Here is a 25,876-nt window from a genome sequence, read left to right as displayed (position 1 = left end):
AGAGGAGCGCTGAATGGCGGGTTTATATTATGAGGACTTCGTGATCGGTCGAGAATTCAGGCATGAATTAAGCCGGACCGTCACTGAAGCGGACAATATCAGTTTTAGTCTGATGACTTTAAACCCCCAGCCATTACATATTGATGCGCATTTCGCAGCGCAAACAGAGTGGGGTAAGCCTCTGTTCAATAGTCTTTATACATTGGCAATAATGGTAGGTATGAGTGTTCAAGATACCACATTGGGTACTACCATAGGTAATCTTGGTATGTCGGATGTGCGATTTCCGAAGCCTGTATTCCATGGGGATACATTGCGCAGTCGAACAAAGATTGTTTCTCTCCGTGAAAGTAAATCTCGTGCGGATGCCGGACTGGTCGAGTTCGAGCATACTTGCGTCAATCAACACGGTGATATTGTCGCGATCTGCCGACGTATGGCAATGATGCAAAGACGACAGGTTGCCTGATGCGTTCTTATCTTTTTGTTCCAGCCGATAGTTTGCGGAAATTTGAAAAAGCACGACATAGTGCGGCCGATACTCTTATTCTGGATCTTGAGGATTCTGTTGCCCATACTGCTAAGGAAAGTGCCAGATTGAGTCTCGCAACTATGTTGCAAGCCCCGCGTGGCAAACAGAAATTTTTTGTACGGATCAACGCTCTCGATACAAATCAGAGTATTTATGATCTCGCTGCTGCTATGCCATTTCGACCGGACGGTATCATATTACCAAAGGCAGGCTGCGGGCGCGATGTTACCTTGCTATCGAATTGGTTGGATGCTTTTGAAGTCTCATACAATCTGAGTTTGGGAATAACCAAAATAATTGCAATCGTTACGGAAACCGCTCAGGTGCTATTTCAGATGGCATCATTCACGGGTTCAAGTGATCGTCTTTGCGGGATGATGTGGGGAGCGGAAGACCTTGCGGCGTCATTGGGGGCAATCGAAAACCGAAGTGGGACAAGCTATTCGGCGCCATTTTTGATGGCTCGAAATCTATGTCTGGCAGGTGCTGCTGCGGCTGGGGTCGATGCAATAGATGCAGTCTGTACTGATATTGAAGATATCCAGCGTATAGAGACCGAAGCTGTTCAAGCCCGTCGCGATGGTTTCGCCGGCAAGGCGATTATTCATCCAAATCACATTGCTGTTGTGAATGATGCTTTTTCGTCCAAAGTTGAGGAAGTGATTTGGGCACATAAAGTCGTAAGTGCGTTTCAAGAAAATCCCGACGCGGGCGTTATTCGCATCGATGGCCAAATGATTGATAAGCCACATATGCGCACTGCACTTAAGATTCTTGAGCGCTGTCATACCGATGAAGTGTAGAGTCTATTGACATTACTGCTTTTGATTTGGGCACGAGAGATATGAAGCCAGTCAGAAATAGCATTCTACGAAGCAAGATAATGGTTCCATTTGCTTTCTGCTCATAATTCTATCTGTCTACACATTGCTATAAATCTTTTAACTGATTGAGACGCCTCGTTTTTGCGAAATGCGAGGGCCACGTCTGATGTGGTTGGAACTCCTGTTACATCGATATATCGAATGCCGGGCAAACCTACTGCATTTAAGGATTTGGGGGCCAGAGCGACGCCCATACTTATCGACACGCGACTGGCAATTTCGGTAAAATCAAGTGCTTGTGCACTAATGTTGGGGTCAAATCCAGCGCTGTGGCACGCGTCAATCGTTGTGCCATGAAACCCAATATCGGCAGGCTGACGCGGGGTAATGAAGATTTCATCCTTGAGCGATTGAAGCTGAATAGTAGCCTGATGCGCCAGCGGATGCGTTTCGCTGAGAACTGCAATAAGGGGCTCTTTTCTCACCACGAGGCTTGTGAGGCCCGGCAGAAGTGGCGCGGGCCAGCGCACGAAGCCCATATCGAGAAGCCCTTCGGAAATGCGTGTTAACTGCATCCGCAGTTCCATCTCCACCAGATTGACGGAGACGTCAGGATACTCCTCTTTAAATTTGCGAATGGTCTCGAAAACAATGCCTGAATAGGCGGCTGACGCGACATAGCCAATGGAGATCTGACCAATTTCACCACGCCCGGCACGGTTAACCGCAATCATGGTCGCATCGACCTGCATCAGGATTTTAACAGCCTCACGGTAAAGCACTTCGCCCGATTGTGTGAGCTGAACAGCGCGGCGCGAGCGATCAAGAAGTGGCGCACCGAGAATTGTTTCCAGCGCCATGATCTGTTGGCTCAAGCCCGGTTGGGCGATGCCAAGTTTTGCAGCCGCCCGTTCGAAGTTTTTCTCCTCTACAAGCGCACAGAAATAACGCAAATGGCGAAGTTCAAAGGATTTGGATGAGAGAAGTTTGCTGCGATGTTCTGGCATAATTGGCTCTTTGGATAATCCAAGACTATGGCGATTTTGATTATTATAAAGGAAACTTATGAAAAATACGCCCTTGAATTATTGGATAGATTAAGAAAAGATGATTAATGGGGTCCAGTTTAAACCTTGAGGGGATCAAAGTGAAAATCCTGGCCCGAAATCGCCGCACATTATCGGTTGTTATTCTTTCCGGCACGACGTTGGCCACAATCGTTGCAGTCAATGCGCAGGAAGCAGCGAGCACCACTGTGCTCGCACCGATTGTCGTGAATGGCGGTTCGGAAGATCCCACAGCACCGATTAAGGGCTACGTCGCTAAAACCAGCATCAGCGCGACCAAGACTGGAACGCCACTCGTTGAAACTCCACAGTCAATCTCTGTCGTGACAGCGAATGAAATGGCGGCGCAGGGAGCGCAGAGCCTTGGACAGGCGCTTGGCTATACGCCAGGCGTGGTTTCCGAACCCTATGGTTCTGACCCGCGCTTTGATTCACCGCTGATCCGTGGTTTTGATGGCCGTCAGGTCCAGTTTCTCAACGGCCTTCGCTTGATGCGAACCGCTGGTGCCTCTGCGGTTGATCCTTATATGCTTGAGCGTATCGAAGTGGTGCGCGGACCTGCCTCAGTGATGTTCGGTCAGGGCAATCCCGGTGGCCTGATCAATATGATCAGCAAGCGACCGACGTTTGAGAAATTCGGCGAGATTGGCGTTCAGGCTGGTAGCTATGATACCTATGGAACCTATTTCGATTTTGGCGGCCCTGTCGCGGAAAGTGATCAGTTTGCCTATCGCCTGACGGGTATGGTGCGCAAAGCTGGCACGCAGACGGACTATCTCGATAATGATCGCTATTTCATCGCGCCCGCTTTCACATGGAAACCAGATGAAGATACCAAGCTCACCATTCTGACCAGCTTCCAGCACGACAATCCAAGCTCACCTTCGGGCTTGCCTGCACAGCTCACATTGAACGCGACCGATTACAGCCTGCCACGCGACTTCTATGTCGGCGATCCAAGCTATGACGATTCAAGCCGCAATGTCGTCAATCTCGGTTATGAGCTTGAACATCGCATCAACGAAACATGGACTTTCCGGCAGAACGCGCGTTACACTAATCAACGCTGGGATTATACGGCGCTTGGCATGGCATCGACCGGTCTCGCAAAGGACGGCCGCACGATCAACCGCACGGCCACAGTCCAGAACGAACGCCTGAACACGTTCAATATTGATAATAATCTGGTCGCCGAGTTCGATACAGGTCCGGTCGAGCACAAGTTTCTTGTCGGTGTCGACTATCGCTATTTCGACAACAGTGCCGGAACGCAGTTCTGGAGTGCGACTACACTTGATGCCTACAACCCTGTCTATGGTGGGCCGATCAAGTACCTGACTGCGAAACCGACCGTTAACACGCTTGTCGATTCCCGCATGACGCAGGTCGGTATCTATGCGCAGGACGAGCTGGCCTATGAAAACTGGCGCGCGACTTTTGCTCTGCGTCAGGATTGGGCGTCGACCCGCGGCACTTCAACCAATCGCAATACCAATATACCTCGCCCGCTTGATCAGGATGATGAGAAACTAACAGGCCGTGCGGGCCTTGGTTATGTATTTGACAATGGTATCGCGCCTTATGTCAGCTATTCGACTTCGTTTGAACCTGTAGCAGTTTCGGCAACCGCAGGTGTATTGCAGCCAACGACCGGCAAGCAGTGGGAAGCAGGCGTAAAATATCAGCCAAATGGCTGGGATGGTTACTTTGCGGCAGCGGTTTATGATCTGCGCCAGCAGAATGTTCCGAACTCTGTTGCTTTGCCGGAGGGAGGCACGACAACAGAACAGATCGGTGAAGTTCGGGTTAAGGGATTAGAGCTTGAAGGCGTCACAAGTCTCGCACAGGGTCTCGATCTGCGCGCAGCCTATACTTACATGAATGCAGAAATTTCAGGCGTTAAGGATAACGGTAATCGTCCTGCCAACGTGCCGGAACACGCAGCAAGTCTCTGGCTCAATTATACCTTTCAGGAAGGTTCCATACTTGAAGGATTTGGTGCTGGCGGCGGCGTGCGTTATGTCGGCCAGCGTTATGGCGACACCGCAAACACTTTTGATCTTGATGCAATCACGCTTACGGACGCTGTCATCCACTATCAAAAGGATCACATCAAAGCGTCGCTCAATATTAAGAATATTGCGGACAAGAAGTATGTCGCAAGTTGCAGTTCGTTCGGATGTAACTATGGTGATGGCAGAACCTATATGAGCAAGCTGACATTTACATGGTAACAGGCCCGCAACGCGGATCGATAGTCTCTGCATCTCAAATCAGCCGCCGGAAAGCCCTTGGCCTTCTGGCGGCTTTGGCTTTGCCGAATGTGGCGCGCGCCAATCCATTTCCGCGTATTGCGGCAATCGATTGGGCCATGCTCGAATGTCTGGTGGCATTGGGTGTCACGCCGATTGCGGCAACAGAGCTGATCCGGTTTCGTGAAGATGCGGTTGAGCCGCAATTGCCTGCTTCGGTTGTCGATCTCGGTCTGCGTGGTTCGCCGAATTTCGAGCTGCTTTATCTGCTCAAGCCTGATCTGATCCTGAGTTCCCCTTTTTATACCCGGCATGAAGAGGCGATGAAATCGATAGCGCCGATCATGTCATTGCCGTTTTATGTGCGCGGCGAGGGGCCTTATGAGAAGTCGCTGCAAGCTGTAACGGCGCTGGGCGACAAGCTTGAACTCAGCGCCAAAGCATCAAGTGTTATTGAGGCTCAGGCGAAATTTATTGCCGAGACCAAAGAGACATTAAAGCCTTTTGCATCGCGCCCGACCTATCTCATCAATATTGGCGATGCGCGCCATTTCCGCGCTTTCGGCAATGATAGTATGTTTGGTGATGTGCTGGAACGGCTTGGTCTGCCAAACGCCTGGACGGATCGCTCGCGCTTTACATTTGCGGCTCCCGTTCCGTTGGAAAATCTGGCAGCAAATCCTGATGCGCGCATCATCATCATCTCGGATATTCCAGTTGAATCGCGCAACAGCCTGCGCAACAGCGTGATCTGGCAATCGCTCAAACCTGTCCGCGACGGCCGTGTCTATATGGTGGGTAACATCAATCCTTATGGCGGACTGACCGCCGGATTGCGATTTGCACGGCTTTTGAGCCGGGCGTTGCAGGCAAGTGGCGAGGCATTTCTGTGACCCGTGGCGGACTGATTTCAAGTGCTGTAATAGGCGTTATGATTGCTCTTGGACTGTTTCTCTGGAACGCCAATGCATTTTTGCCTTTTGCACAATGGCCTTCGCTGCCGTTTAATCCGCAAAGCATGAGTACCGAGCAGGTCATTCTGGCCTATGCGCTGTTTCCGCGTGCTTCCGTTGCGATTTTTGCCGGTGCAGCATTGGGGCTGGCGGGTGCTTTGCTGCAGCGTTTGCTCAACAACCCGATTGCCGATCCATCGACGCTTGGCGTATCATCGGGCGCGCAGCTGGCAATCGTTACGGCAACGCTGTTCTTCCCGACAGTGCTTGACCAGTTTCGCTGGGCGGTGGCGCTTTCGGGCGCTGGTGTTGCGACCGCAATCGTGTTTCTGCTCGGCTGGCGTAGTCGGCTTGAGCCAGTGACGATGGTTGTGTCCGGTCTTCTGATCGGTGTGACGTGCAGTGCGATTTCCGCCGCGATGACGCTATCGCAGGGCCAGTATCTCATGTCGCTCGTGACATGGAATGGCGGTTCGCTGAGCCAGCAGGACTGGTCATCGACGGTCGCCCTTGCTTTGCAATTCCTTGTCTGCCTCATTGCCGCAATCATGCTGAGCCGTCCGCTGACGCTTGCAAGCCTTGGTGATAGCAGTGCGCGCTCGCTGGGTGTTCCGCTGGCATGGCTGCGTGTGGCGGTCGTGGCTGTTGCGGTGGTGCTGAGTGCTGGCGTTGCGGCCAGTGTCGGGCTTATCAGTTTTGTCGGTCTGGCTGCCCCCGCAATCGTCCGTGGCTTCGGGGTCAGAAAGCCGAGTTTAATCCTGCTGGCGTCACCTTTTGCTGGTGCCGTTCTTCTCTGGATCTGCGACGGGGCGGTGCAAGTTTTCGGCGCAAATCTGGGTGAGACTTTCCCGACAGGCGCAGTTACTGCACTGATCGGTGGGCCTTTGTTGCTCTGGCTCATTCCGCGTGTGCGTTCGACAGGATCGCAGCAATCCTCACCTGCACAGGTTTTCAGACGTGCTTCCAATGCCAAACTTTGCTTGCTGCTCATCGCTCTGCTGGTCGCAGCTTTTTTCGCTCTTGCGCTTGCGCGCACGCCGGAAGGCTGGTTGCTTCTGACAGGCGAAAATCTTCGCGATATCTTGCCTTTGCGCTGGCCGCGCCTTCTGGCAGCCGCTGCCGCAGGCAGTCTGCTTGCAATGGCGGGCGCTGTCCTCCAGCGACTAACCGGCAACCCGCTGGCAAGCCCGGAAGTAATCGGCGTCAGTGGCGGAGCAGGCATAGGCTTTGCTTTAGCACTGACAATTTTCGCCGCACCCAATAATGCGCAATTGCTACTTTGCGCGTCCATTGGTGCGCTGATTGCTATGCTGGTTGTGTTGAGCTTTGCGAGCCGCAGAAGGCTGTCATCTGCACGTTTGCTTCTGGCCGGTATTTCGGTCGGTTCGCTCGCATCTGCCATATTGAGTATCTTCCTCTCGATCGGCGATCAGCGATCGTGGCAGATTCTTGCCTGGCTCAGCGGGTCATCGGCAACGGCAACGCCGGAAAGTTCGCTTTTCCTTGTCGTGCTGACATTCACAGTGATTGGGCTGGCATTGCTCGCGTCCCGCTGGTTAACCATCCTGCCGCTGGGGCAGACGATTCCAGTCTCACTTGGTTTGCCGGTGCGGTCTGCACGAATATTGACGATCCTGCTTGCCGCGATTGCCAGTGCCGCCGCATCGCTTCTCGTCGGCCCGTTGAGCTTTGTGGGGCTGATGGCACCGCATATGACGCGGCGAATGGGCTTTGATCAGGCTCAGTCGCATGTCGTGGCATCAGCCGTGCTAGGCGCGCTTTTGATGGTGATTGCCGATCTTGGTTCGCGCAATGCGACCTTCCCTTATGAGTTGCCGCTGGGCCTTTTCGCAGCTTTGGTTGGTGCGCCCTATCTTGCCTGGGCGCTCGCGTCGGCCCGGAAATCATGACGATTTTCGAGAAGCATGATGCACAGATTTAAATATTCGGAGCGTCCTTTGTGCGTTCTTTGGACGAAAGGGATAATCTGATGAATACGAACACGTCGCTCTGGATGGATTCTCCGGAGCGATACGGGCTTGTGAGCCGAATTCTACATTGGGCAATGGCCTATATTCTGCTCTGGCAGTTTGTTATGATCCTTTCGTGGAAAATGGTTGGCCCTTCAACGGTGCTTGATGCCATCAGAATTTTCGGTCCAGCACATGGAACGGTCGGGTTTCTGACGATTGTACTGGTTGTCGTGCGTGGCATCTGGGCATTCATCAATCGCAATCAGCGCCCGCCGCATCAAGCAGGACTGATGGGCAAACTGGCGTGCATTGCACATAATGCTTTCTATGTGCTGCTGTTCGCCATTCCGGCTCTGGCACTGTTTCGCGCCTATGGCAGCGGTAAGGGACGCGAGCAATGGGGCATTAATATTGTACCCGCAACCGGCGAGAAAGTGGAATGGATGATGGCACCCGCAAATGCGCTGCACAGCCTGCTTTCATGGGTTCTGTGCGTGTTGATTGTCGCCCACATACTGGCCGCACTGTTTCATCAACTGGTGCTTAAAGACGGCATTCTTTCACGCATGGCTGGCCCGATGCGAACTTAATTCTGTAAGTTTCAAGGTGAATAGAGATTTCACAGATTCAAAATATGGCAATGATGGACTATCCAGGGGAAGCTCCCCTGACCCGTAGATGTATACTCATCGCCAATGGTAAATTTAACTATTATCGCGCTGACGGCCAGTTTATTTAAACCACGGCATCTGGGCGAGCTGCAACCGGGACAGGATTAGCATGTCTGCATTGTTTGAACTTGAGAATGTGACTTTTTCGGTTGAAGGACGCACACTTTTGCAGCCGCTGAGCGTATCGATACAAGCAGGCAATATGACTGCACTTATCGGACACAACGGTTCAGGGAAGTCAACACTGCTTAAAATTCTTGCTCGGCAACACGTTGCATCGGCAGGAACGATAAGCTTCGCGGGTAAAAAGCTTGATAAATGGGGCGATCGAGAATTTGCGCGTAAGCTTGCATATCTTCCTCAGCAGACTGCGCCAGCTACGGGTATGCTTGTCAAAGAACTCGTGGCATTGGGACGCTACCCTTGGCATGGTGCTCTTGGGCGGTTTGGCTCGATTGATCGGCAGAAAGTCGATGAGGCCATTGAACTGACAGGATTAGGCCTGTTTGCTGACCGCTTGGTTGATACGCTTTCAGGTGGAGAGCGGCAGCGTGTGTGGCTTGCTATGTTGGTTGCGCAGGATGCAGAGTGCTTGTTGTTGGATGAGCCAACATCTGCGCTGGACATTGCTCATCAAATTGAAGTTTTATCGCTTGTACGAAAACTATCGCACGAAAAAAACCTAAGCGTGTTCGTTGTTTTACATGATGTTAATATGGCTTCGCGCTTTTGTGACGAGGTTCTAGCTCTGCACAGTGGTAAATTAATCGCCCGCTCGACCTGCAACGATATTATGCAGCCTGAACGCCTTCGGGACATATATGGAATACAAATGGATGTTATGCGTAATTCTTCTAATGGGTTGTTGTTTGCGGCCCCGAGATAGGTAAATCTATTGTTATCTAATTACGCGCAGTCTAATGTTTTATTGATCGCGTGATTTTGTAATCGGTATTTGGTTTCATAAAAATCGATCTTCATTTGCCGTAAAGCTGATTTAGAAAGTATATCCTTCCGAAATATCAAGCTGCAGGGCGACTGTTGCTTTTTTAATATCCTTCGCAACGATTGCGTCGTAAACGTCGAGATGGTGCTGAGCAGAGCTTCGAAAAAGTGTGTCGTTTGGAACAGATTGCCGCACGGAAGGACCAATATGCATCCAAAGTGGTTCCAATAGTTGGCTGATGAAGGCAAGGTTGCTCATTTCTGCGATCAACATATGGAAATGATAGTTCGCTTCCAGAAAGAGGTCCAGATCGTTAATTTCAGCGGAGCGGCAAATATCTGCAACGTAGATTTTCAGCTTATCAAGCTGCTCTTGCGTACGGTTTTCGATCGCGCGTTCCAGCGCAGCAGTCTCTAAAATAGTTCTTAGCACGCGAATATCATGCAGTTCCTTAGTGGTGAATATCGGCACCATCATCGTTCTATTGGCTGTTGAAACCACACTGCCAACACTCTCCAACCTCTGCAATGCATCGCGTACTGGCATCAAACTGGTTCCCAGGCTTTTAGCGAGACCTCGGAGAGGTAGCTTCTGACCCGGTGTAAATCGCCCCATCATAAGATTACGCTTAAGCATCTCATAAATCTGCTCATGAAGCATGTCACGGGAAACTGGTGACAGTTCAGGCGCGCTCGCTCCTGCTGGGTCGGTATCACGGTTTTGCATAAGGTCTCCTCTTAATGTGCCGTCGTCATAACATCGAACATAATCTTTAGCATTAAAAACATTGCCATAAAACTGTTATAACACTAGACAAATATGAAGTGTGGCCATAATCTGATGCCGCCAAGTTTGCCTTGAAAAGATCATGTCAGATGAATGGTCGGAGCAGATCTTAATGATGCGGTCTCTTGCATCTCTCGTGCCCAGACGGACGACTGCGCAAACGTCAAATGGAGGAAGATACAAATGAATGATAGGCTTTCCAACTCGCTCGCCCATGCGGATATCACGACGACTTTGCATCCCTACACAGATGCACGCGCGCACGAGCTACAAGGCCCGATGATCATTGATCGTGGCAAAGGCATCTACATTTACGATGATGCTGGCAAAGAATATATTGAAGGACTGGCCGGGTTGTGGTCGGTCGCGGTTGGCTTTGACGAACCGCGTCTCGTCAAAGTTGCCGCCGAGCAGATGGCTAAATTGCCTTACTATCATACATTCAGCCACAAATCGCATGAGCCATCCATCCGTCTTGCTGAGAAGATCGTTGAGATGACGCCTGCTTCGCTAACACGGGTGTTTTTTACAAGTTCTGGTTCCGAAGCCAACGACACCATGATCAAGATGGTCTGGTACATGAACAATGCGCTTGGCCGACCACTAAAAAAGAAATTTCTCGCCCGCACGCGTGGCTATCATGGCATCACGATTGCCTCTGGCAGTCTGACGGGCCTGCCAAACAATCATCGCGATTTCGACCTCCCAGCCATTCCGGTTAGGCATCTGACTTGCCCGCATTTTTATCGTTATGGTTTGCCAGGCGAGAGTGAAGCTGAGTTCACAGCAAGGCTGATTGCTGAAGCCGAAGCAGTGATCCTTGAGGAAGGTCCGGAAACCATTGCGGGCTTCATCGGTGAACCATTGATGGCTGCGGGAGGCGTGATGCCGCCACCAGAAGGTTATTGGAAAGGCATTGAAGCGCTTTGCCGCAAATATGATATTCTGCTGATTGCTGATGAAGTAATTTGTGGCTTTGGTCGTCTTGGCACGACCTTTGGCTGTGAATATTATGGCTTCACACCAGACATCATGGTCGTGTCAAAGCAGTTGACCTCGTCATATATGCCCCTTGCAGCAGTTGTATTTACAGAGGCCGTATATGATGCGATTGCTGACAATACGGCCAAGATCGGCACTTTCGGCCATGGCTTCACTGCCTCCGGTCATCCGGTGGCGACAGCCGTGGGTGTTGAAAATCTCAAGATCATTGAAGAACGTGATCTGATTGGAAATGCAGCCCGTATGGGTGCAATTTTACAGTCTAAACTGGCAGAACTTGCCGATCATCCGCTTGTTGGAGAAATTCGAGGCGCTGGCCTTATCGCTGGTATCGAGCTTGTGGCGGATAAAGAAAGCCGCCATCCTTTTGCTACGCCAGGCAAAATTGGTGCCCGCGCTTTCGCTGCCGGACACGAGAATGGACTCATTGTTCGCGCTATCGGCGATGTCGTTGCACTGTGCCCACCACTCATCATCAACGAAGAACAGGTGCACGAGACGGTGAAACGTCTCCGCAGAACACTTGACGATACTGCCCAGTGGCGCAGCTCTGAAAACCTGAACTAATCAACAAAAAGATGGGCGCTGTATAAATTACAGCGCCCTTTTTCAGGAGTGCATTGTGTTATTAGCCGCCTAATGTAGAATCTGACTGAGGAAAAGCTTCGTGCGTTCATGCTGGGGGTTGTCGAAGAACTCGGCTGGCGCATTTTCTTCGACGATCTGGCCCTGATCCATGAAGATCACACGGTTTGCGACCTGCCGGGCAAAGCCCATCTCGTGTGTCACGCAGATCATTGTCATGCCTTCATCAGCAAGGCTCACCATCGTATCCAGCACTTCCTTGACCATTTCCGGATCAAGAGCCGAAGTCGGCTCGTCAAACAGCATAACCTTCGGGCTCATGCAGAGCGCACGGGCAATCGCCACACGCTGCTGCTGACCACCTGAAAGCTGACCCGGATATTTATTGGCCTGTTCCGGAATTTTCACGCGCTTCAGATAATGCATAGCCACTTCTTCAGCCTGCTTCTTCGGCATTTTACGCACCCAGATCGGGGCCAGCGTACAGTTTTCCAGAATGGTCAGATGCGGGAACAAGTTGAAGTGCTGAAACACCATGCCGACTTCACGGCGAACTTCGTCGATCTTTTTGAGATCATTGGTAAGCTCGATGCCGTCCACAATGATCTGCCCTTTCTGGTGCTCTTCCAGACGGTTGACGCAACGGATCATGGTTGATTTTCCCGAACCCGATGGTCCGGCCACAACGATGCGTTCGCCCCGCATGACCTTCAGGTTGATGTCACGCAGCACGTGGAATTCGCCATACCACTTGTGCATATTCTTGATCTCGATAGCCACTTCGGTCTCCGAGATCGCCATTTGCGGACTATCTTCTTGAAGATCGTCGAAACGTTTGACATTTTCGCCTATCATTCGAGCATCCTTTTATTATTGCGGCTTTGCCCATTAGGCTGCACAGTTGATCAATATTTACCACATGACTATTTGAGCTCAGAAGTTACTCAACACTTCGTCACATATCTGTAAAAGCTCATCTGCATCAGAGATCGAAAAGGGCAGCGGTGGTCTGATCTTCAAAACATGACCGAGCGGTCCAGATGCACTGATCAGCACGTGCCGCCGACGCAGCTCATTGACGAGATTACCAGCAGCACCTGGTGAGGGCGCGCCATTCTCGTCCAGAATATCAACGCCCAGAAATAATCCCACACCACGCACATCACCGATCGCCGCGTGGCGCTTCGATAAGCCCTCGAAACCGGCCTTCATATGTTTGCCGACTTTCGAGGCATTTGCCAGAAGGTCTTCATCGCGCAGTATGTCAAGGACTGCCGAGGCAGCGGCGCAGGCAACTGGGTTGCCGCCGAATGTATTGAAATAACGAGCTTCGCGAGCAAAGCGTTCAAGAACTGCCTCACGTGCGACGACGCCTGCAATAGGATAACCGTTGCCCATTGGCTTGCCCATAGTGACAAGATCAGGGACGATGCCGTGGCGCTGGAAGCCCCACATATGCGAACCCAGACGACCGAAACCAGCCTGCACTTCATCTGCAATGAAGAGGCCACCCGCTTCACGGATTGCATCGACGGCACCTTTAAGGAAACCCGTCGGTTCTGCAAAAACACCATCGCTCGAAAAAATGGTATCGACGAGAAGTCCAGCGGGTCGAATGCCATGGCGTTGCATATCGGCAATAGCAATTCGAACTTCGTTCTCAAAAGAAGCACACACCTGCTCAGGAAAACCGGCGACACGCGCATCAGGCGCAGCAACCGTGCGAACCTCAATTGCCAGTGGCACATTTGGGCCAAGCGAAGGCGACATGGCCGCTATCGCATGGCTGATACCGTGATAAGCATTAGCGGTGACAATAAAGCCTGTACCGCCCGTATGGTTACGGGCAATACGCAGGGCCAGATCATTAGCTTCGCTGCCTGTGCAGGTCAGCATCAAACGGTTGGTTTGGGCCGGGAAGTGGCTGAGCAGCTTCTCAGCATAACTGATAATACCTTCATCGAGATAACGCGTGTGTACGTTGAGGCGCGCAGCCTGTTCAGCAATTGCTGATACAACACGAGGATGACAGTGCCCCACGCAAGGCACATTGTTATAGGCATCAAGATAGGCATTTCCCGCATCATCATAGAGCCGAACACCGGACGCGCGTTCAAAATGGACTGGCTCTTCGTAAAACATGCGGTACGGTTGACCGAGAACACGCTGACGGCGCTCAACAAGGTTTCTCGTGCGCTCATCAAGGCTTCCGGCGTTCTTCGCATCGAACGCATTGATCATCACAGGTACACTCATGGCATGCGCCTTAATTTCTGGTGAAGGGAGCTGAATAGGTTTTGCGATAATGCTGACAACCGCTTTAATCGCATCCAGGAGGCGGGATTGTTTTTCATGATGTAAGGCCGGTTGACTGGGTCACTATCGGCCAAAAACTCTGTAACAATGACGTTAATGACGCAACGTGCGATCATAAACTCTGGCAAGAGCGTGAATTCCAGCTCCGACAAAGGCGAAGCATTATGGTAGGCCCCGACAATATCGGCGGCATTCTCAAAATCATCCTCTTCGCCGCGAATTTGTAACAGTGCGGCTCCTGCAAGATCAACAAGACGAGGAGCGTGAACCAAGTCGCCGAAATCCAGAAAGCCCGCCAACTGTTCGCCATTAATAAGGATATTTTGACCGTTCATGTCACTATGAACAGCCTGTGTGGGCAAGTAGGCTATTTGCGGCTTGGCAAGAGTTTCAAAACGATCCAGCATTGCTTGCGCAAGGGGACGACGATCTTCCTCTATCAGAAGCAAATGTTCGCGCAGACGGCTTATATTTTTCACATCCCATATAAGATCGCGCTCGTGTGCATAGCTATGATCAAAGCTCGCCAGCGCATTATCAAGGTTGGCTACTGCCTGTCCAATTGTCTGACGCAATGCTCTTGATGATAAAGCTACAGACGAAAGTGGTGTTCCTTCAAGATAGGTCAATAACCGCAAATATCTGCTATCATTTAGCGCCACGGGAACAATAGGCTGACCATTGATCGCGGATGTGACGCGGGGCGCTGAGATTTCAGGTGCTGTTTTTTCAATATGAAGAAGAACTGCATTTTCCAAAAGCACACTCTCGATGCTTTCCTGCGGATCAGAAATCTTCAGCGTGAACGCTGCACCATCGGCTAAACGGATGCGGAAATTCTGTGTGCGTTCACCGCCAAGCTCTATGGCTTGACCATCGATACCAAAATGCTTTCTCGTGAGGGTCTCTGCATCAATCGTCGTAATTCGCGCCATCATTCCTCTGCTTCCTGAAATGAATCAGCCAGAATGCCGAAACAGTTGACAACATCAGAGACGACAGCGTTTCGCGCGGCTGAAGCATTGTGAGACGCTATGGCGTCAAAAGCTATTTTGTGATCAGGAATTGCGTCAATCAGTTTGCCCGGTTCGGCCTTTGCGAGGCGTACCGAAGGGCCCATTCTCAACCAAAGCGGTTCAATCATGTCGCGCAGAATAGGAGAGTTGCTCATATCTGCGATATGCAGATGGAAGCTGGCATTCGCACGCAGGAAGAGACTTGTATCATTGGCGCCTGCCGCTGCAATCATGGCTTCAAAATGCACACGCAAACCGGCAAGGCTTTCGGGCGTTGAAGCTCGCGCAGCACGCGCCGCCGAAAGCCCTTCCAATGCCACTCGAATGTCGCGGATCTCCGTAAGTTCAAGTATGGTCAGACGTGGCACGATAAACGTGCGCTCAAGACGTAGTGCGCCAAGGCTTTCAAGCTTTTGAAGAGCGTCGCGGACCGGAACCACGCTCGTCCCGAGAGCCGCAGCAAGATTGCGAAGAACAAGTCTATCACCGGGGCGAAACTCCCCGATGATGAGTTTTTCCTTGATCTGCTGGTAGATCTGTTCGTTCAGCGTATCCTGAACGAGCGTCCTATATGTCTGTATGGCAACGCCGTCTGCCTGCACGTTTTGCCTAATGTCCATTTCTAGCGCCTCTCAAGAGCAAATTCGCGCTCAAGACGCCGGGAATGAATGGAGAGAATGAAGCAAAACACGAAGAATGCACCACCAACGACAAGATATGCTTCACGATAAAAGCCGAGCCACGCACCGTCAGCAATTGCTCCACGTGCACCACCGAGCACGTCAATAAGGCCAATAATACTTATCAGGGTCGTGTCTTTGATGGACTCGATAAAGGTGTTGATGATCGCTGGAAGAGCGATGCGAAATGCCTGCGGCAGCACGATCAGACGTGAAATAAGACCACCGGAAAGTCCGAGGCTCTTTCCTGCTTCTGACTGACCGCGTGGCACAGCTTCAAGGCCCCCACGGATTGCTTCAGCAAGATATGCAGCCTGAAACAGGATCAGAGCCACCTGAGCACGCAGGATATTGTCGACCATATTACCACCGGGCAGCAGAAACGGCAGCATCGTTGAAGCAATGAAAAGCACAGCAATGAGTGGCAGACCGCGCACGATCTCAACATAGAGCGAACAGAAACGCCGGACGATAGCGGCTTTCGACTGGCGACCAAGCACAATCAGAACGGATAGCGGAAGTGCCAGCACAATACCAAAAGCAGACAGGCCAACAGTAAGCGGCAGGCCACCCCACCGACTTGTTGACACTGCCGGTAGACCGAAAATGCCACCCCTCATCAATATGAGGCTGATGACCATGACTGCTACCCAAGCCAGTGCGAGTGCCGGTTTCCAGAAACGACGAAAGCCACTGATAATGAGGATGGAAAGCACCAACACGACAGCGAGTGTAGGACGCCAGTACTGATCAATTGGGTAGCTGCCGAAAAGGATAATGTGATAGCGCTCATAGAGAAACGCCCAACAGGCTCCAGCCGCCGCCCTGCAAACATCGGGTGATGCCGGACCAAATACTGCATTCACAACAGCCCATTGATAGAAGTGCCAGAACAGGTAGAGAAGTCCGCCAGTGATGACGACTGTCAGCAGGGCGTGCGGCCACGGATGAAAATAAGGTCGGAGCCAACCCGATACGAAGCCATCGGACGGACGTTGAAGTGTTGCAGAAGGTTCGCTCATGATTTCACCAGTTGCGCGCGTTTCTCCAACCAGCGGATAACAGCAGAGGTTATCAGGCTGAGCGACAAATAGATCAGCAGATAGATAGAGACGGTTTCAATAGCCCGGCCTGTCTGGTTGAGCGCGGTGTTACCCACCGAAACGAGATCAGGATAACCAATGAGAACGGCGAGTGTCGTGTTCTTGATTGCGTTGAGATACTGATTGGCCAGCGGTGGCAGCATGAGCCGAAGCGCTTGTGGTGCAAGAACCAGATAAAGTGTGAGCAATGGATTGAGGCCGAGCGAGTTTGCCGCTTCTGTTTGCCCCTTTGGCAAAGCAGCAAGACTTCCGCGTACAATTTCTGCGATAAAACCTGACGTGTAGAACGAAAGACCAATCAACATAGCGATATATTCCGGCGTAAGGCCCACGCCACCACGGAAATTAAAGCCGGTCAGCGCGGGCTTCTGTATCTCGCCCCAGCCAAGTGCAAAAATGATGACGCCAAGAAGAGCCGCAAGAGAGACGCAAAAGCCACCTGTGGCACGTCGGGAAAAATGTCCAGTTTCGTTGCGCCCTTTCACCATAAAGCGCCAGAATACATAGCCACTGATCAGGCTTGCAATGAAGATGGCGGCCAGCGTGGGCCCGGTATCTCCGAACAGAATTGTCGGCACATGGAGACCACGGCTTGAGATGAAAACAAAGTCCCCAAGTGCCCATGCCTGACGCGGTGCAGGAAGCACGCGGACGGCAGTTGCACAGACAACGAGAATGAGCAGAAGCGGTGTGTTACGCGTGACCTCAATATAAGTCTTCGCTAGCGTGCGAAGCTGCGGGTGAGCAGCGCGACCTGCAAGACCAATCAGAAGCCCGAGCAAGGTGGACAATACAATAGCGGCAGCAGCCAGCTTGATTGTATTGAGCAGACCCACAAGGAACGCCCGAAAGTAGCTGTCTCCTGAACTAAAGGAAATCAGTGACTCCCCGATTGGAAAAGACGTGGCGCTCCACAGGAAACTATAATCGATGCTGATGCCGCGTGCAGCGAGATTGGACGCAAGATTGTGTGACAGCCACGCAAAGACTGCAATGGCTGCCACAACAAACAGCGCGTTTTGAAGGCGCTCGCTACGCATTAGCGCAACGGTGCTGCATACATAAGGCCACCCTTCGTCCACAGGTCATTAAGACCGCGGTCGAGCTTGAGAGGGGAAGCCTTACCTAGGTTGCGCTCGAAACTCTCACCGTAATTGCCAACAGCTGAGACAAGTTTAACAACCCAGTCTTCCGGCAGACCGAGATCTTTGCCGTTACCCGGTGTGGTGCCGAGTATCTGCTTAACTTCCGGATCGGTAGAGTTTTTGGCAAGATCTTCAACGTTAGCCTGCGTAATCCCAAGCCGCTCAGCTTCAACAAGCGCAAACATGACCCAGCGTGCTATAAGGAAAAGTTGCTCATCACCACTTTTGACAGCAGGTGCGTAAGGTTCCAGCGTTATGAAATTCGGGAAGATGATGTAATCGTCGACATTACCATTACCGGCACGTGATCCGGCAAGGTTACCATAATTTCCGCCGAACGCATCACAACGTCCGCCAAAGAAAGCTGCATCCAGCTGCTCCCAGGCACTTAGTACAAGTGGTGTATAGTTGAGGCCGCGAGACTTGAAGAAATTCTCAGTGTTCACTTCGAAAGTGGAGCCCTGCAGGATACAGACTGTAGCGTCAGCCAACTTATCAGGACTATCGATACCAAGAGACTTTGGTACCATGAAGGTATAGCCGTCAAAGTAATTTGGTGAGGTGAAGCGGGCGCTCTGAGCGCCTTCGCGGTTCAGTGTTGTTGTTGTATCATGAGCCAGAACGTCGATCTCACCCGACGATAGCAACACAAAACGCTCGGCATAAGATGTCTGGCGATAGTTGACTTTCGAGGCATCGCCAAGAATAGCGGCTGCCATTGCCTTACAATAGTCAATGTCGATGCCGGCCAACTCGCCGTTCGCAGCTGGAGCGGAAAAGCCCGGAACGGCCTGACCAACGCCGCAGACCAGAGTACCCTTGGACTTAATTGCATCCAAAGCGGCACCTGCATGTGCTGCTCCGCTCAGTGCTGTTGCTCCCATTAGCGCAGCTGCACAAGCCATAATTCCCATTTTCAAAGTGCTCGTGATTTTCACGTTATTCCCCTTTGTTTTTATGCGTTTATATTACCCTCGCGGCGTTATGCCGTTGGGTATTCATGCTGCAGACTGGGTGATGCAGATGTATTTCAACTCAAGGAACTCCTCGATCCCGTACTTCGAGCCCTCCCGCCCGATGCCAGATTCTTTTACACCGCCAAAAGGTGCGACTTCATTGGAAACCAAGCCTTCATTGACGCCGACAATGCCTGACTCGATTTGTTCAGCAACGCGCCACATCCGGTCCAGATCTCGGGTGAAAATGTAAGCTGCGAGGCCGGATGTGGTGGCATTCGCGGCTTTGATCACGGCTTTTTCATCCGAGAACCGCTGCACGGGCGCAACTGGACCAAACGTTTCTTCGCTTTCAAAGAGCATCGTCGCATCGACATCAACAAGCACCGTTGGCTCGTAGAAGGTCTGTCCAAGCCTATGGCGTTTGCCGCCCACAACAACTCTTGCACCCTTGCCGACAGCATCGGCTACATGACGCTCCACCTTTGTCAGCGCAGCTTCATTGATTAACGGACCCTGTTGCACGCCTTCACCAAAGCCGTCACCAATTTTCAATGCGCTGACTGCCGCAGAGAGGCGCTCGATGAAAGCGTCGTGTACGTTTTCATGAACATAAATGCGGTTCGGACAGATGCAGGTTTGACCGGTATTGCGGAATTTAGCGTTGAGAACGCCTTGAACCGCAACGTCAAGATCCGCGTCTTCGAACACGATAAGCGGGGCATTACCTCCAAGCTCCATCGCTACTTTCTTGACCGTATTAGCTGATTGTTCGAGAAGAATTTTTCCGACGCGGGTCGATCCTGTGAAGCTGATTTTACGAACAATCGGGCTTGAAGTCATTTCGCCGCCAATTGCAGTCGCGTCACCAGTTACAATGTTGAATACCCCTTTTGGAATACCAGCACGTTCAGCAAGTTCGGCCATTGCAAGTGCCGAGTAGGGCGTAAATTCTGACGGCTTAACCACGACCGAACAACCTGCGGCAAAAGCTGGTGCGCACTTACGGGTAATCATTGCGGCAGGGAAATTCCAAGGTGTGATCGCTGCAACAACACCTATTGGTTGCTTGAGAACCATGATACGAGACCGAGCACGTGGAGCCGGGATCAGGTCTCCGTAGGCACGCTTTGCCTCTTCTGCAAACCATTCCGCAAAAGACGCAGCATAACGGATTTCGGCTTGACTTTCCGCTAACGGCTTGCCCTGCTCGGCAGTCATGATCGTTGCGAGATCGGAAAGATTGGAAATTATCAGGTCAAACCAACGACGCAAAACGATTGCGCGCTCCATGGCTGGCAGCGCTGCCCATGCATGACGGGCCTGCTCAGCACTTTCAATTGCGCGGCGCGTCTCAGCAGCGCCCATATTTGGGACAGAACCGATCACAAGATTGGTTGCAGGGTCTGTGACAATAACTGTCTCTCCATTGTCAGCAGCTATCCATTCGCCACCGATATATGCCTTGTTCCGCAGGAGTGAAGAATCTTTAAGGCGGTCCTCTAACCGCGGCGTAGCGTGGTGGTTCATGTTGTTCCCAGTTCAGGTTTCTTTTTGTTAAGTGTTATAGCACACAACAAATCTCAGCCTGTCAATACACGCTTTTTGCTATTTTACTGCTAAGCAGAAAATCGGGATCATCGAGACGTCTTTGACGACGCTCGCTTCGGCAAAGCCATTTTGTTAATATTTCTATCTCTTGATTTTGGAAAATTTAGCTGTGCTTTAAAGCATATCGGTCTGATCACCGATCGCTTTTTTATATATTATTTTGTGTATATCGATAATGTTTGATTTATATATTTATTTTATTTGCCCAATATTCTCTATAAAGCAAATATGCATCGCTATTAATTGAATATGTTTCACTTTCTACTTCAGGAACAGTTGATCCTGCAAGTAGTCCAGCTCCGAGGGCGGTGCCGGTGCTGCCGGATACAGCCGTAACATCACGCTCGGTGAAACTGGACAGTGCGGATAAGTAAATGGGGTTTTTTACAAAAGGCCCCTCGACGATAGTTGGACCACAGGCTTTTAGTAGATCAAGGCAAGTCGCTGTCATTAAGGCTGCGTAAAGGCATGCTGCAACATAAAGCTCATCAGAGTTTGCAGTGTCAGCATTTATCCATTGAAGTGAATTATTGGGATAAGGGCCGCTGCCAGAAATAGAAGATGGAAGCGCCATAATGTTATGATTGAGGACGACTTCTAGTGCTTTGGCTATTCTGTTTGGCGTTGGAGTTTTGATGCCGTCGGTCATCATATCAAATTCACGGCCACCCATGTAACGCGCGGATGGGACGGCACGCCCATAAGCATCGACATTGGCCAGTGTATCACGTTTGGGATCAAGCCCATCGAGATCACCACCAACGGCAAAGCTTACCACCCATGTCCCGGTCGATATGACGGAAAAAGGCGGGTCTCTGTGCAAAAGGTGAGCCAGCAGCGACGCATTGGAATCATGAATGCCGCAATAAACTTGCACCGGAACAGATATGCCTATTTCATCTGCCAGATCCTGATGCATCTGCCCCAAAACGTCGAATGCCGAACGCAACGGCGGGAACTTACCTTCAATCCCGAGGCTTTCAACCAGCGACGAATAGGTGCTTACTTTCGGAAGCCAGAGATCCGTATGGCAGCCAAGTGATGTTGCTTCCACCGATGGTACACCCGTCAACCGATACGCCCAATATTGCGGGTAAGTGAGGATCTGGCTCACCTTGGCAAATTCTTCTGGAAACGCGGTTTTCAAATAATGTAGTTGCGCGCCGAGATTTAGTCCGACGCCCAATGATGGCGAAAAGGTTTCTTCAAAAGGTGGTTTGATACGCGCATAAGCAGCCCGGATTTCTGGAACATATTCATGCTCATAATCGAGCACCGGCATTGCAAGCTTACCCGTATCATCCAGCAAAGCCGCACAGGCGCCGTGGGTCGTGATGGATATAGCGTCAAATCCGGGATTTTGTGCAAAATCAGTGAGGCTTTTCAGAAAAAACTGCCAGAGCGCTTCGATGTCATAATGCGGATAAGGCCCTTCCCGCAAAACCTTGTTTGGCGTGCGATGAACGGCGATTTCACCCCCAGTTTTTGCATCGAGCAGCACAGCTTTGGCGTTTGTTTTTCCTATATCGAGAATGGCAATGCGTTTCATGGCATATGAAAGACTGGTTTGAGGTCGACGGAAACCGGCGAATTATCGGCGTTTGTTTCCATAATGTCGGACATATGCGCCCACCATTTTTTCATAACCGGATGGTCCGGCAGCGAAGCCATGCCGCGCGCTTTCGTGCGGGTAAGCGTGCCAAAAAGAAGATGCGTTTCTTCATCTAGCCAGATCGAGTAATTGGACACACCAGCTTCGTGCAGCAGATCGATAAGCTCCGGCCAGATTTCATCATGACGACGCCGATATTCGGCTTCCTGACCGGCATGAAGTTTCATACGAAACGCATAGCGCTCGGTTGTCATGTTTTACGCCTTGCTTTGAACTTGCGCCCGAGGATTGGCAGCGAGATCGTGATGATCAGCAACAGTCCAATGAAGATGGACATAACGATGCCAGGGACGTTGAGAAGGCCGAGGCCGAAGGTCACAAGTCCCATCACAAAAGCTGCGATTACCACGCCGATGATGCTGCCTGCGCCGCCGAGGATCGACACACCGCCGAGCACGACCATCGTGATGATTTCAAGTTCCCAGCCCTGAGCAATCGATGGACGGGTGGAGCCGAGACGCGAGGTGAGGCAGACCGCTGCAATCCCGCTCATCAGGCCTGTCAGCATGAACAGCGTAAACTTCATGCGCTCAACCGGAATTCCCGAGAAGCGCGCGGCAAATTCATTATTGCCAATTGCGTAAATGCGACGGCCAAAGCTGGTCGCGTGAAGCAGAACGCCAAAGATCAGCGCAAAAGCGATAAACAGCACAAACTCGAACGAGAAAACCCAGACGACATAGCCTTGACCAAAATAAGCGAAGCTTTCTGGGTATCCGCCATAGGCCTTATCGCCGAGCACAATATAGGAAATGCCGCGAAACAGGCTCATCGTACCAATAGTGACAACGATGGAAGGAAGTTTCATTCCTGCTACGAGTCCGCCATTGATTGCACCACAAAATAGTCCTGTACCAATGCCGATCAAAACCAGTCCGGGTGTGCCTACACCCATCTGTGCTGCGGCCCCCATGGCGGTCGATGCTAAGGCAATGATCGCAGCGACCGACAGGTCGATCTCACCGGAGATGATGAGCAGCGTCATTGCAAAGGCAATGAGCGCTTTTTCGGTGAAGTTAAAAGTTGCGTCGGAAAGGTTCCAGGCATTTAGGAAATATGGCGAGGCAAAGGAATTTGCGACGAAGATCGCAATCGCCACGCCAAGCAACAGCATTTCCCAGCTGGCAAACAGCCGCGTATAGGAGGTACCCAGCCGATCCGGGATATGGCGGCGTTCCGTTATCTCGCTCACGCTGCTGGCTCCTCATAAGTCTTAGCGGCCTTGTCACGCAGAATGATGCGTCCGCCGCGTTTCTCCTGTCGGGCATTAAAGATCACGGCTGCGATGATAACCGCGCCGGAAATCGCCATTTGCCAGAAGGGTGAGATGTTGATGACGGGTAGGGCGTTTTTGATAACACCGAGAAACAATGCTCCAAGCACTGCGCCAAAGGCCGTGCCAATGCCGCCGATGATCGAGATCCCACCGATTACGCAGGCGGCGACGCTATCGAGTTCAAATCCGTTGGCGATATCGACATAAGCAACCGCATATCGTGAAACCCAGAGATAACCGCACAAACCCGCCAACGAACCGGAGAGTACGAAGGCGAAAAAACGCGTTCGGCCCACGTCAATTCCGGCATAGACCGCTGCCGTTGGATTGCCACCTGATGCATAAAGTGCTCGGCCAAAGAAGCTGCGAGTGAGCAGCACATAGATAAAGCCGATAATGAGCAGCGCCGTCCAGCCAAGGAGCGGAAGTCCCAGAAACACCGTGCGCGGCGTATTGAGAAACGGTCCCGTCATTTGGTGCGCGTTTACCCAAGCACCACCGGAAAGCACAAAGGCCATACCGCGATAGATTGTCAGTGTGCCCAGAGTGACCACGATAGCCGGAATATCCAGTTTCCAAACCAGAATGCCGTTGATTGCGCCGAGTATGGCGCCAATGATCACGGCAGCAACAATTAACACGACCAGTGGTATTTCGGGGAAGGCGGCATTGAGCATCGCCACCGCCATACCGGTAAATGCCAGATTGGCCGCGACCGATAGATCGATGGACTTTGTCAGGATCACCGACATCTGTCCAAGGGCCAGAATAATCAGGATGGACGTGTCGTTGAAAATATTTGCGAGGTTGCGGGGCGAGCTGAAACCCGGTGCGCGCATCGAGAACAACCCGATCATAATTGCGATGATGACGAGAAGCAGGAGTTCGCGTTGTTTAAGAAGCTTTTTCATATTCTACCCCGCATTCTCACCGCTATTTCCGGTGGCGGCACGCACCAGAACTTCGGCATCAAGGTCGGCACGATCAAAAATGCCTTCCACCAGCCCTTCGCGCATCACCATGACGCGATCCGACATACCTATAATTTCGGGTAGCTCGGACGAGATCATAATGATGCTCAGTCCTTCCGCAGCTAATTCGCTGATAAATTCATGGACTGCGGCTTTCGAACCAATATCAATGCCTTTGGTCGGCTCATCTAGAATGATGACCTTTGGATGGGTCGCGAGCCATTTCCCGATAACCACCTTCTGCTGATTGCCGCCGGAAAGCGTTCCCACAGGAACCGAAAGTGCAGCAGCGCGCAGATCAAAACGCTCAGCATATTTGCGTGCGAGCTTGAATTCTTCCGCCATGCGCAGAAACCCGCGCCGCGATGTACGCGTCAGTGAGGGAAGTGATACATTCTGAAAAATCGGCATCTGCAAAACCGCGCCATGCCGTCCGCGTTCTTCCGGCACATAGACAATGCCTTGAGCAATTGCATCGCCCGAGCGGCGGATTTTGATTTCCTTGCCTTCCAGCACAACCTGGCCGGATGAAGGCGTCGTCATGCCAAACAGCGATTGTGCGAACTCGGAACGACCCGCGCCCACCAGACCATAGACACCAAGGATTTCACCGCGCCGCAGCTCAAAGGATATGTCACGGAACTCGGTCGGATGAGAATAGTTCGCAACCTTCAGCACCGTGTCGCCAAGCGCAACATCCTGCTTGGGAAAAGCCTTTTCCACCAAACGTCCAACCATCAGCCGGACAATTTCGCGCTCGTTCATTTCCGACAATAGTCCGTGCCCAACGGCACAGCCATCACGGAAAACAGCGTAACGGTCCGCAATCTCGTAGACTTCATCAAACTTGTGGCTGATGAACAGGATCGCCTTGCCCTGTGATTTCAGCCGCTCGACGATGCGGAAAAGATCATCAACCTCTTTGCGTGACAGGGCCGCGGTCGGCTCATCCATAATGACGACGCTGGAATCCACCGAAAGCGCGCGCGCAATTGCCACCAGATGCCGCTGCGCGATGGAAAGTTCTCGCAGCTTGATACGTGCATCAACCGTGATTTCCAGCGAAGAGAGCAGAGCCTGTGCCCGTGCAAAGACTGCCGCCCAATTGACGAAGCCAAGCTTCGTGCGGGGTGCATGGCCGAGATAGATATTCTCGCCAACGGATAATTCGTCGAAAAGCACCGTTTCCTGATGAATGGCGGTTACACCGGCGTCGGTCGCATCCTGCGCAGTCGAAAAATGAACCGGCTGACCATCAATCAGAATTTCGCCTTCGTCCGGGTGATAGATTCCCGTCAGAATTTTGACGAGCGTCGATTTGCCCGCTCCGTTTTCGCCGATCAGTGCTGTTACCTGGCCTGGATAGAGCGCGATATTGACGTTATCGAGCGCTCGCACTCCGGGAAATGTCTTGGCAATGCCGCGCATTTCCAGCAAAGGCGTATCCGGATGGCTGGCAGGCAACACCGATTGCCCGCTTTTCTGCAAAGCTGCATTCATCAGAAATACCTGAATTCAATTCGGAAAATGATGGCGGTG

Annotated in this window: 23 protein-coding genes; 8 read left to right on the top strand and 15 right to left on the bottom strand. The window is 51.7% G+C overall.

Going from position 1 to position 25,876, the window contains the following annotated elements; genetic code table 11:
- Positions 1–13: 13 nt before the first annotated feature.
- On the top strand, positions 14–469 hold the full coding sequence (locus tag WH356_RS09775) for a MaoC family dehydratase (protein ID WP_339510247.1): 456 nt from the start codon (positions 14–16) through the stop codon (positions 467–469).
- Positions 469–1,335 (top strand): HpcH/HpaI aldolase/citrate lyase family protein, encoded by an 867-nt coding sequence (locus WH356_RS09770; RefSeq protein ID WP_339510245.1) that lies wholly within the window; start codon positions 469–471, stop codon positions 1,333–1,335. Before WH356_RS09775 ends, WH356_RS09770 begins: the two co-directional genes overlap by 1 nt.
- A gap of 101 nt (positions 1,336–1,436) precedes the next feature.
- On the opposite strand, the gene WH356_RS09765 is transcribed toward WH356_RS09770, so the two are convergent.
- Positions 1,437–2,363, bottom strand: coding sequence for a LysR family transcriptional regulator (locus tag WH356_RS09765; RefSeq protein WP_339510243.1), 927 nt, complete (start codon positions 2,361–2,363; stop codon positions 1,437–1,439).
- 107 nt (positions 2,364–2,470) lie between these two features.
- Between WH356_RS09765 and WH356_RS09760 the strand changes: the two genes are divergently transcribed.
- From WH356_RS09760 to WH356_RS09740, 5 genes are all read left to right on the top strand, one after another.
- A complete protein-coding gene (locus WH356_RS09760) occupies positions 2,471–4,657 on the top strand; it encodes a TonB-dependent siderophore receptor (RefSeq protein WP_339510241.1) in 2,187 nt (728 codons plus the stop codon).
- Complete coding sequence (locus WH356_RS09755; RefSeq protein ID WP_313829126.1) at positions 4,651–5,568, top strand: iron-siderophore ABC transporter substrate-binding protein; 918 nt, start codon at positions 4,651–4,653, stop codon at positions 5,566–5,568. The genes WH356_RS09760 and WH356_RS09755 overlap by 7 nt, the downstream gene beginning before the upstream one ends.
- Positions 5,569–5,606: 38 nt before the next feature.
- Positions 5,607–7,538 (top strand): Fe(3+)-hydroxamate ABC transporter permease FhuB, encoded by a 1,932-nt coding sequence (gene fhuB, locus WH356_RS09750; RefSeq protein ID WP_339510336.1) that lies wholly within the window; start codon positions 5,607–5,609, stop codon positions 7,536–7,538.
- A gap of 80 nt (positions 7,539–7,618) precedes the next feature.
- The gene (locus WH356_RS09745; RefSeq protein WP_339510235.1) at positions 7,619–8,191 is read left to right on the top strand and encodes a cytochrome b; all 573 of its coding nucleotides are present in this window, start codon (positions 7,619–7,621) and stop codon (positions 8,189–8,191) included.
- A gap of 190 nt (positions 8,192–8,381) precedes the next feature.
- The gene (locus WH356_RS09740; RefSeq protein ID WP_339510233.1) at positions 8,382–9,158 is read left to right on the top strand and encodes an ATP-binding cassette domain-containing protein; all 777 of its coding nucleotides are present in this window, start codon (positions 8,382–8,384) and stop codon (positions 9,156–9,158) included.
- Positions 9,159–9,269: 111 nt separating this feature from the next.
- Here the strand turns inward: WH356_RS09740 and WH356_RS09735 are convergent, their stop codons facing one another.
- Positions 9,270–9,944, bottom strand: coding sequence for a GntR family transcriptional regulator (locus WH356_RS09735; RefSeq protein ID WP_339510231.1), 675 nt, complete (start codon positions 9,942–9,944; stop codon positions 9,270–9,272).
- A gap of 243 nt (positions 9,945–10,187) precedes the next feature.
- Here WH356_RS09735 and WH356_RS09730 point away from each other — a divergent pair, with 243 nt between their 5' ends.
- Positions 10,188–11,573, top strand: a complete 1,386-nt coding sequence (locus WH356_RS09730; RefSeq protein ID WP_339510229.1) for an aspartate aminotransferase family protein — start codon at positions 10,188–10,190, stop codon at positions 11,571–11,573.
- Positions 11,574–11,642: 69 nt separating this feature from the next.
- Here WH356_RS09730 and WH356_RS09725 read toward each other — a convergent pair whose 3' ends face one another.
- From WH356_RS09725 to WH356_RS09665, 13 genes are all read right to left on the bottom strand, one after another.
- Entirely contained in the window at positions 11,643–12,392 is a 750-nt protein-coding gene (locus WH356_RS09725; protein ID WP_421565693.1) for an amino acid ABC transporter ATP-binding protein, read from the bottom strand.
- A 132-nt stretch (positions 12,393–12,524) separates the two neighbouring features.
- Complete coding sequence (locus WH356_RS09720; RefSeq protein WP_339510225.1) at positions 12,525–13,847, bottom strand: aspartate aminotransferase family protein; 1,323 nt, start codon at positions 13,845–13,847, stop codon at positions 12,525–12,527.
- On the bottom strand, positions 13,844–14,845 hold the full coding sequence (locus tag WH356_RS09715) for a phosphotransferase (protein WP_339510223.1): 1,002 nt from the start codon (positions 14,843–14,845) through the stop codon (positions 13,844–13,846). Before WH356_RS09715 ends, WH356_RS09720 begins: the two co-directional genes overlap by 4 nt.
- The gene (locus WH356_RS09710; protein ID WP_339510221.1) at positions 14,842–15,543 is read right to left on the bottom strand and encodes a GntR family transcriptional regulator; all 702 of its coding nucleotides are present in this window, start codon (positions 15,541–15,543) and stop codon (positions 14,842–14,844) included. Before WH356_RS09710 ends, WH356_RS09715 begins: the two co-directional genes overlap by 4 nt.
- Positions 15,544–15,545: 2 nt before the next feature.
- Positions 15,546–16,625 (bottom strand): amino acid ABC transporter permease, encoded by a 1,080-nt coding sequence (locus tag WH356_RS09705; protein ID WP_339510219.1) that lies wholly within the window; start codon positions 16,623–16,625, stop codon positions 15,546–15,548.
- Entirely contained in the window at positions 16,622–17,746 is a 1,125-nt protein-coding gene (locus WH356_RS09700; RefSeq protein ID WP_339510217.1) for an ABC transporter permease subunit, read from the bottom strand. Before WH356_RS09700 ends, WH356_RS09705 begins: the two co-directional genes overlap by 4 nt.
- On the bottom strand, positions 17,746–18,789 hold the full coding sequence (locus WH356_RS09695; RefSeq protein ID WP_339510215.1) for an amino acid ABC transporter substrate-binding protein: 1,044 nt from the start codon (positions 18,787–18,789) through the stop codon (positions 17,746–17,748). Before WH356_RS09695 ends, WH356_RS09700 begins: the two co-directional genes overlap by 1 nt.
- A 60-nt stretch (positions 18,790–18,849) precedes the next feature.
- Positions 18,850–20,337 carry an NAD-dependent succinate-semialdehyde dehydrogenase gene (locus WH356_RS09690; protein WP_339510213.1) on the bottom strand — a complete coding sequence of 496 codons (1,488 nt, stop codon included), beginning with the start codon at positions 20,335–20,337 and terminating at the stop codon, positions 18,850–18,852.
- Positions 20,338–20,602: 265 nt separating this feature from the next.
- Positions 20,603–21,967, bottom strand: a complete 1,365-nt coding sequence (locus WH356_RS09685) for an FGGY-family carbohydrate kinase (RefSeq protein ID WP_339510211.1) — start codon at positions 21,965–21,967, stop codon at positions 20,603–20,605.
- Complete coding sequence (gene rhaM, locus WH356_RS09680; RefSeq protein ID WP_339510209.1) at positions 21,964–22,284, bottom strand: L-rhamnose mutarotase; 321 nt, start codon at positions 22,282–22,284, stop codon at positions 21,964–21,966. Before rhaM ends, WH356_RS09685 begins: the two co-directional genes overlap by 4 nt.
- A complete protein-coding gene (locus WH356_RS09675; RefSeq protein ID WP_339510207.1) occupies positions 22,281–23,282 on the bottom strand; it encodes an ABC transporter permease in 1,002 nt (333 codons plus the stop codon). The genes rhaM and WH356_RS09675 overlap by 4 nt, the downstream gene beginning before the upstream one ends.
- A complete protein-coding gene (locus WH356_RS09670) occupies positions 23,279–24,277 on the bottom strand; it encodes an ABC transporter permease (protein ID WP_339510205.1) in 999 nt (332 codons plus the stop codon). Before WH356_RS09670 ends, WH356_RS09675 begins: the two co-directional genes overlap by 4 nt.
- A gap of 3 nt (positions 24,278–24,280) precedes the next feature.
- Positions 24,281–25,837 (bottom strand): sugar ABC transporter ATP-binding protein, encoded by a 1,557-nt coding sequence (locus tag WH356_RS09665; RefSeq protein ID WP_339510203.1) that lies wholly within the window; start codon positions 25,835–25,837, stop codon positions 24,281–24,283.
- Positions 25,838–25,876 lie beyond the last annotated feature (39 nt).

It is taken from the genome of Ochrobactrum sp. MYb379, from assembly GCF_037479515.1.
In the GTDB taxonomy this organism is placed as follows: Bacteria; Pseudomonadota; Alphaproteobacteria; order Rhizobiales; family Rhizobiaceae; genus Brucella.
The sequence above is the reverse complement of the archived record's forward strand: the minus strand, read 5'-3'. Positions and strand labels throughout refer to the sequence as shown.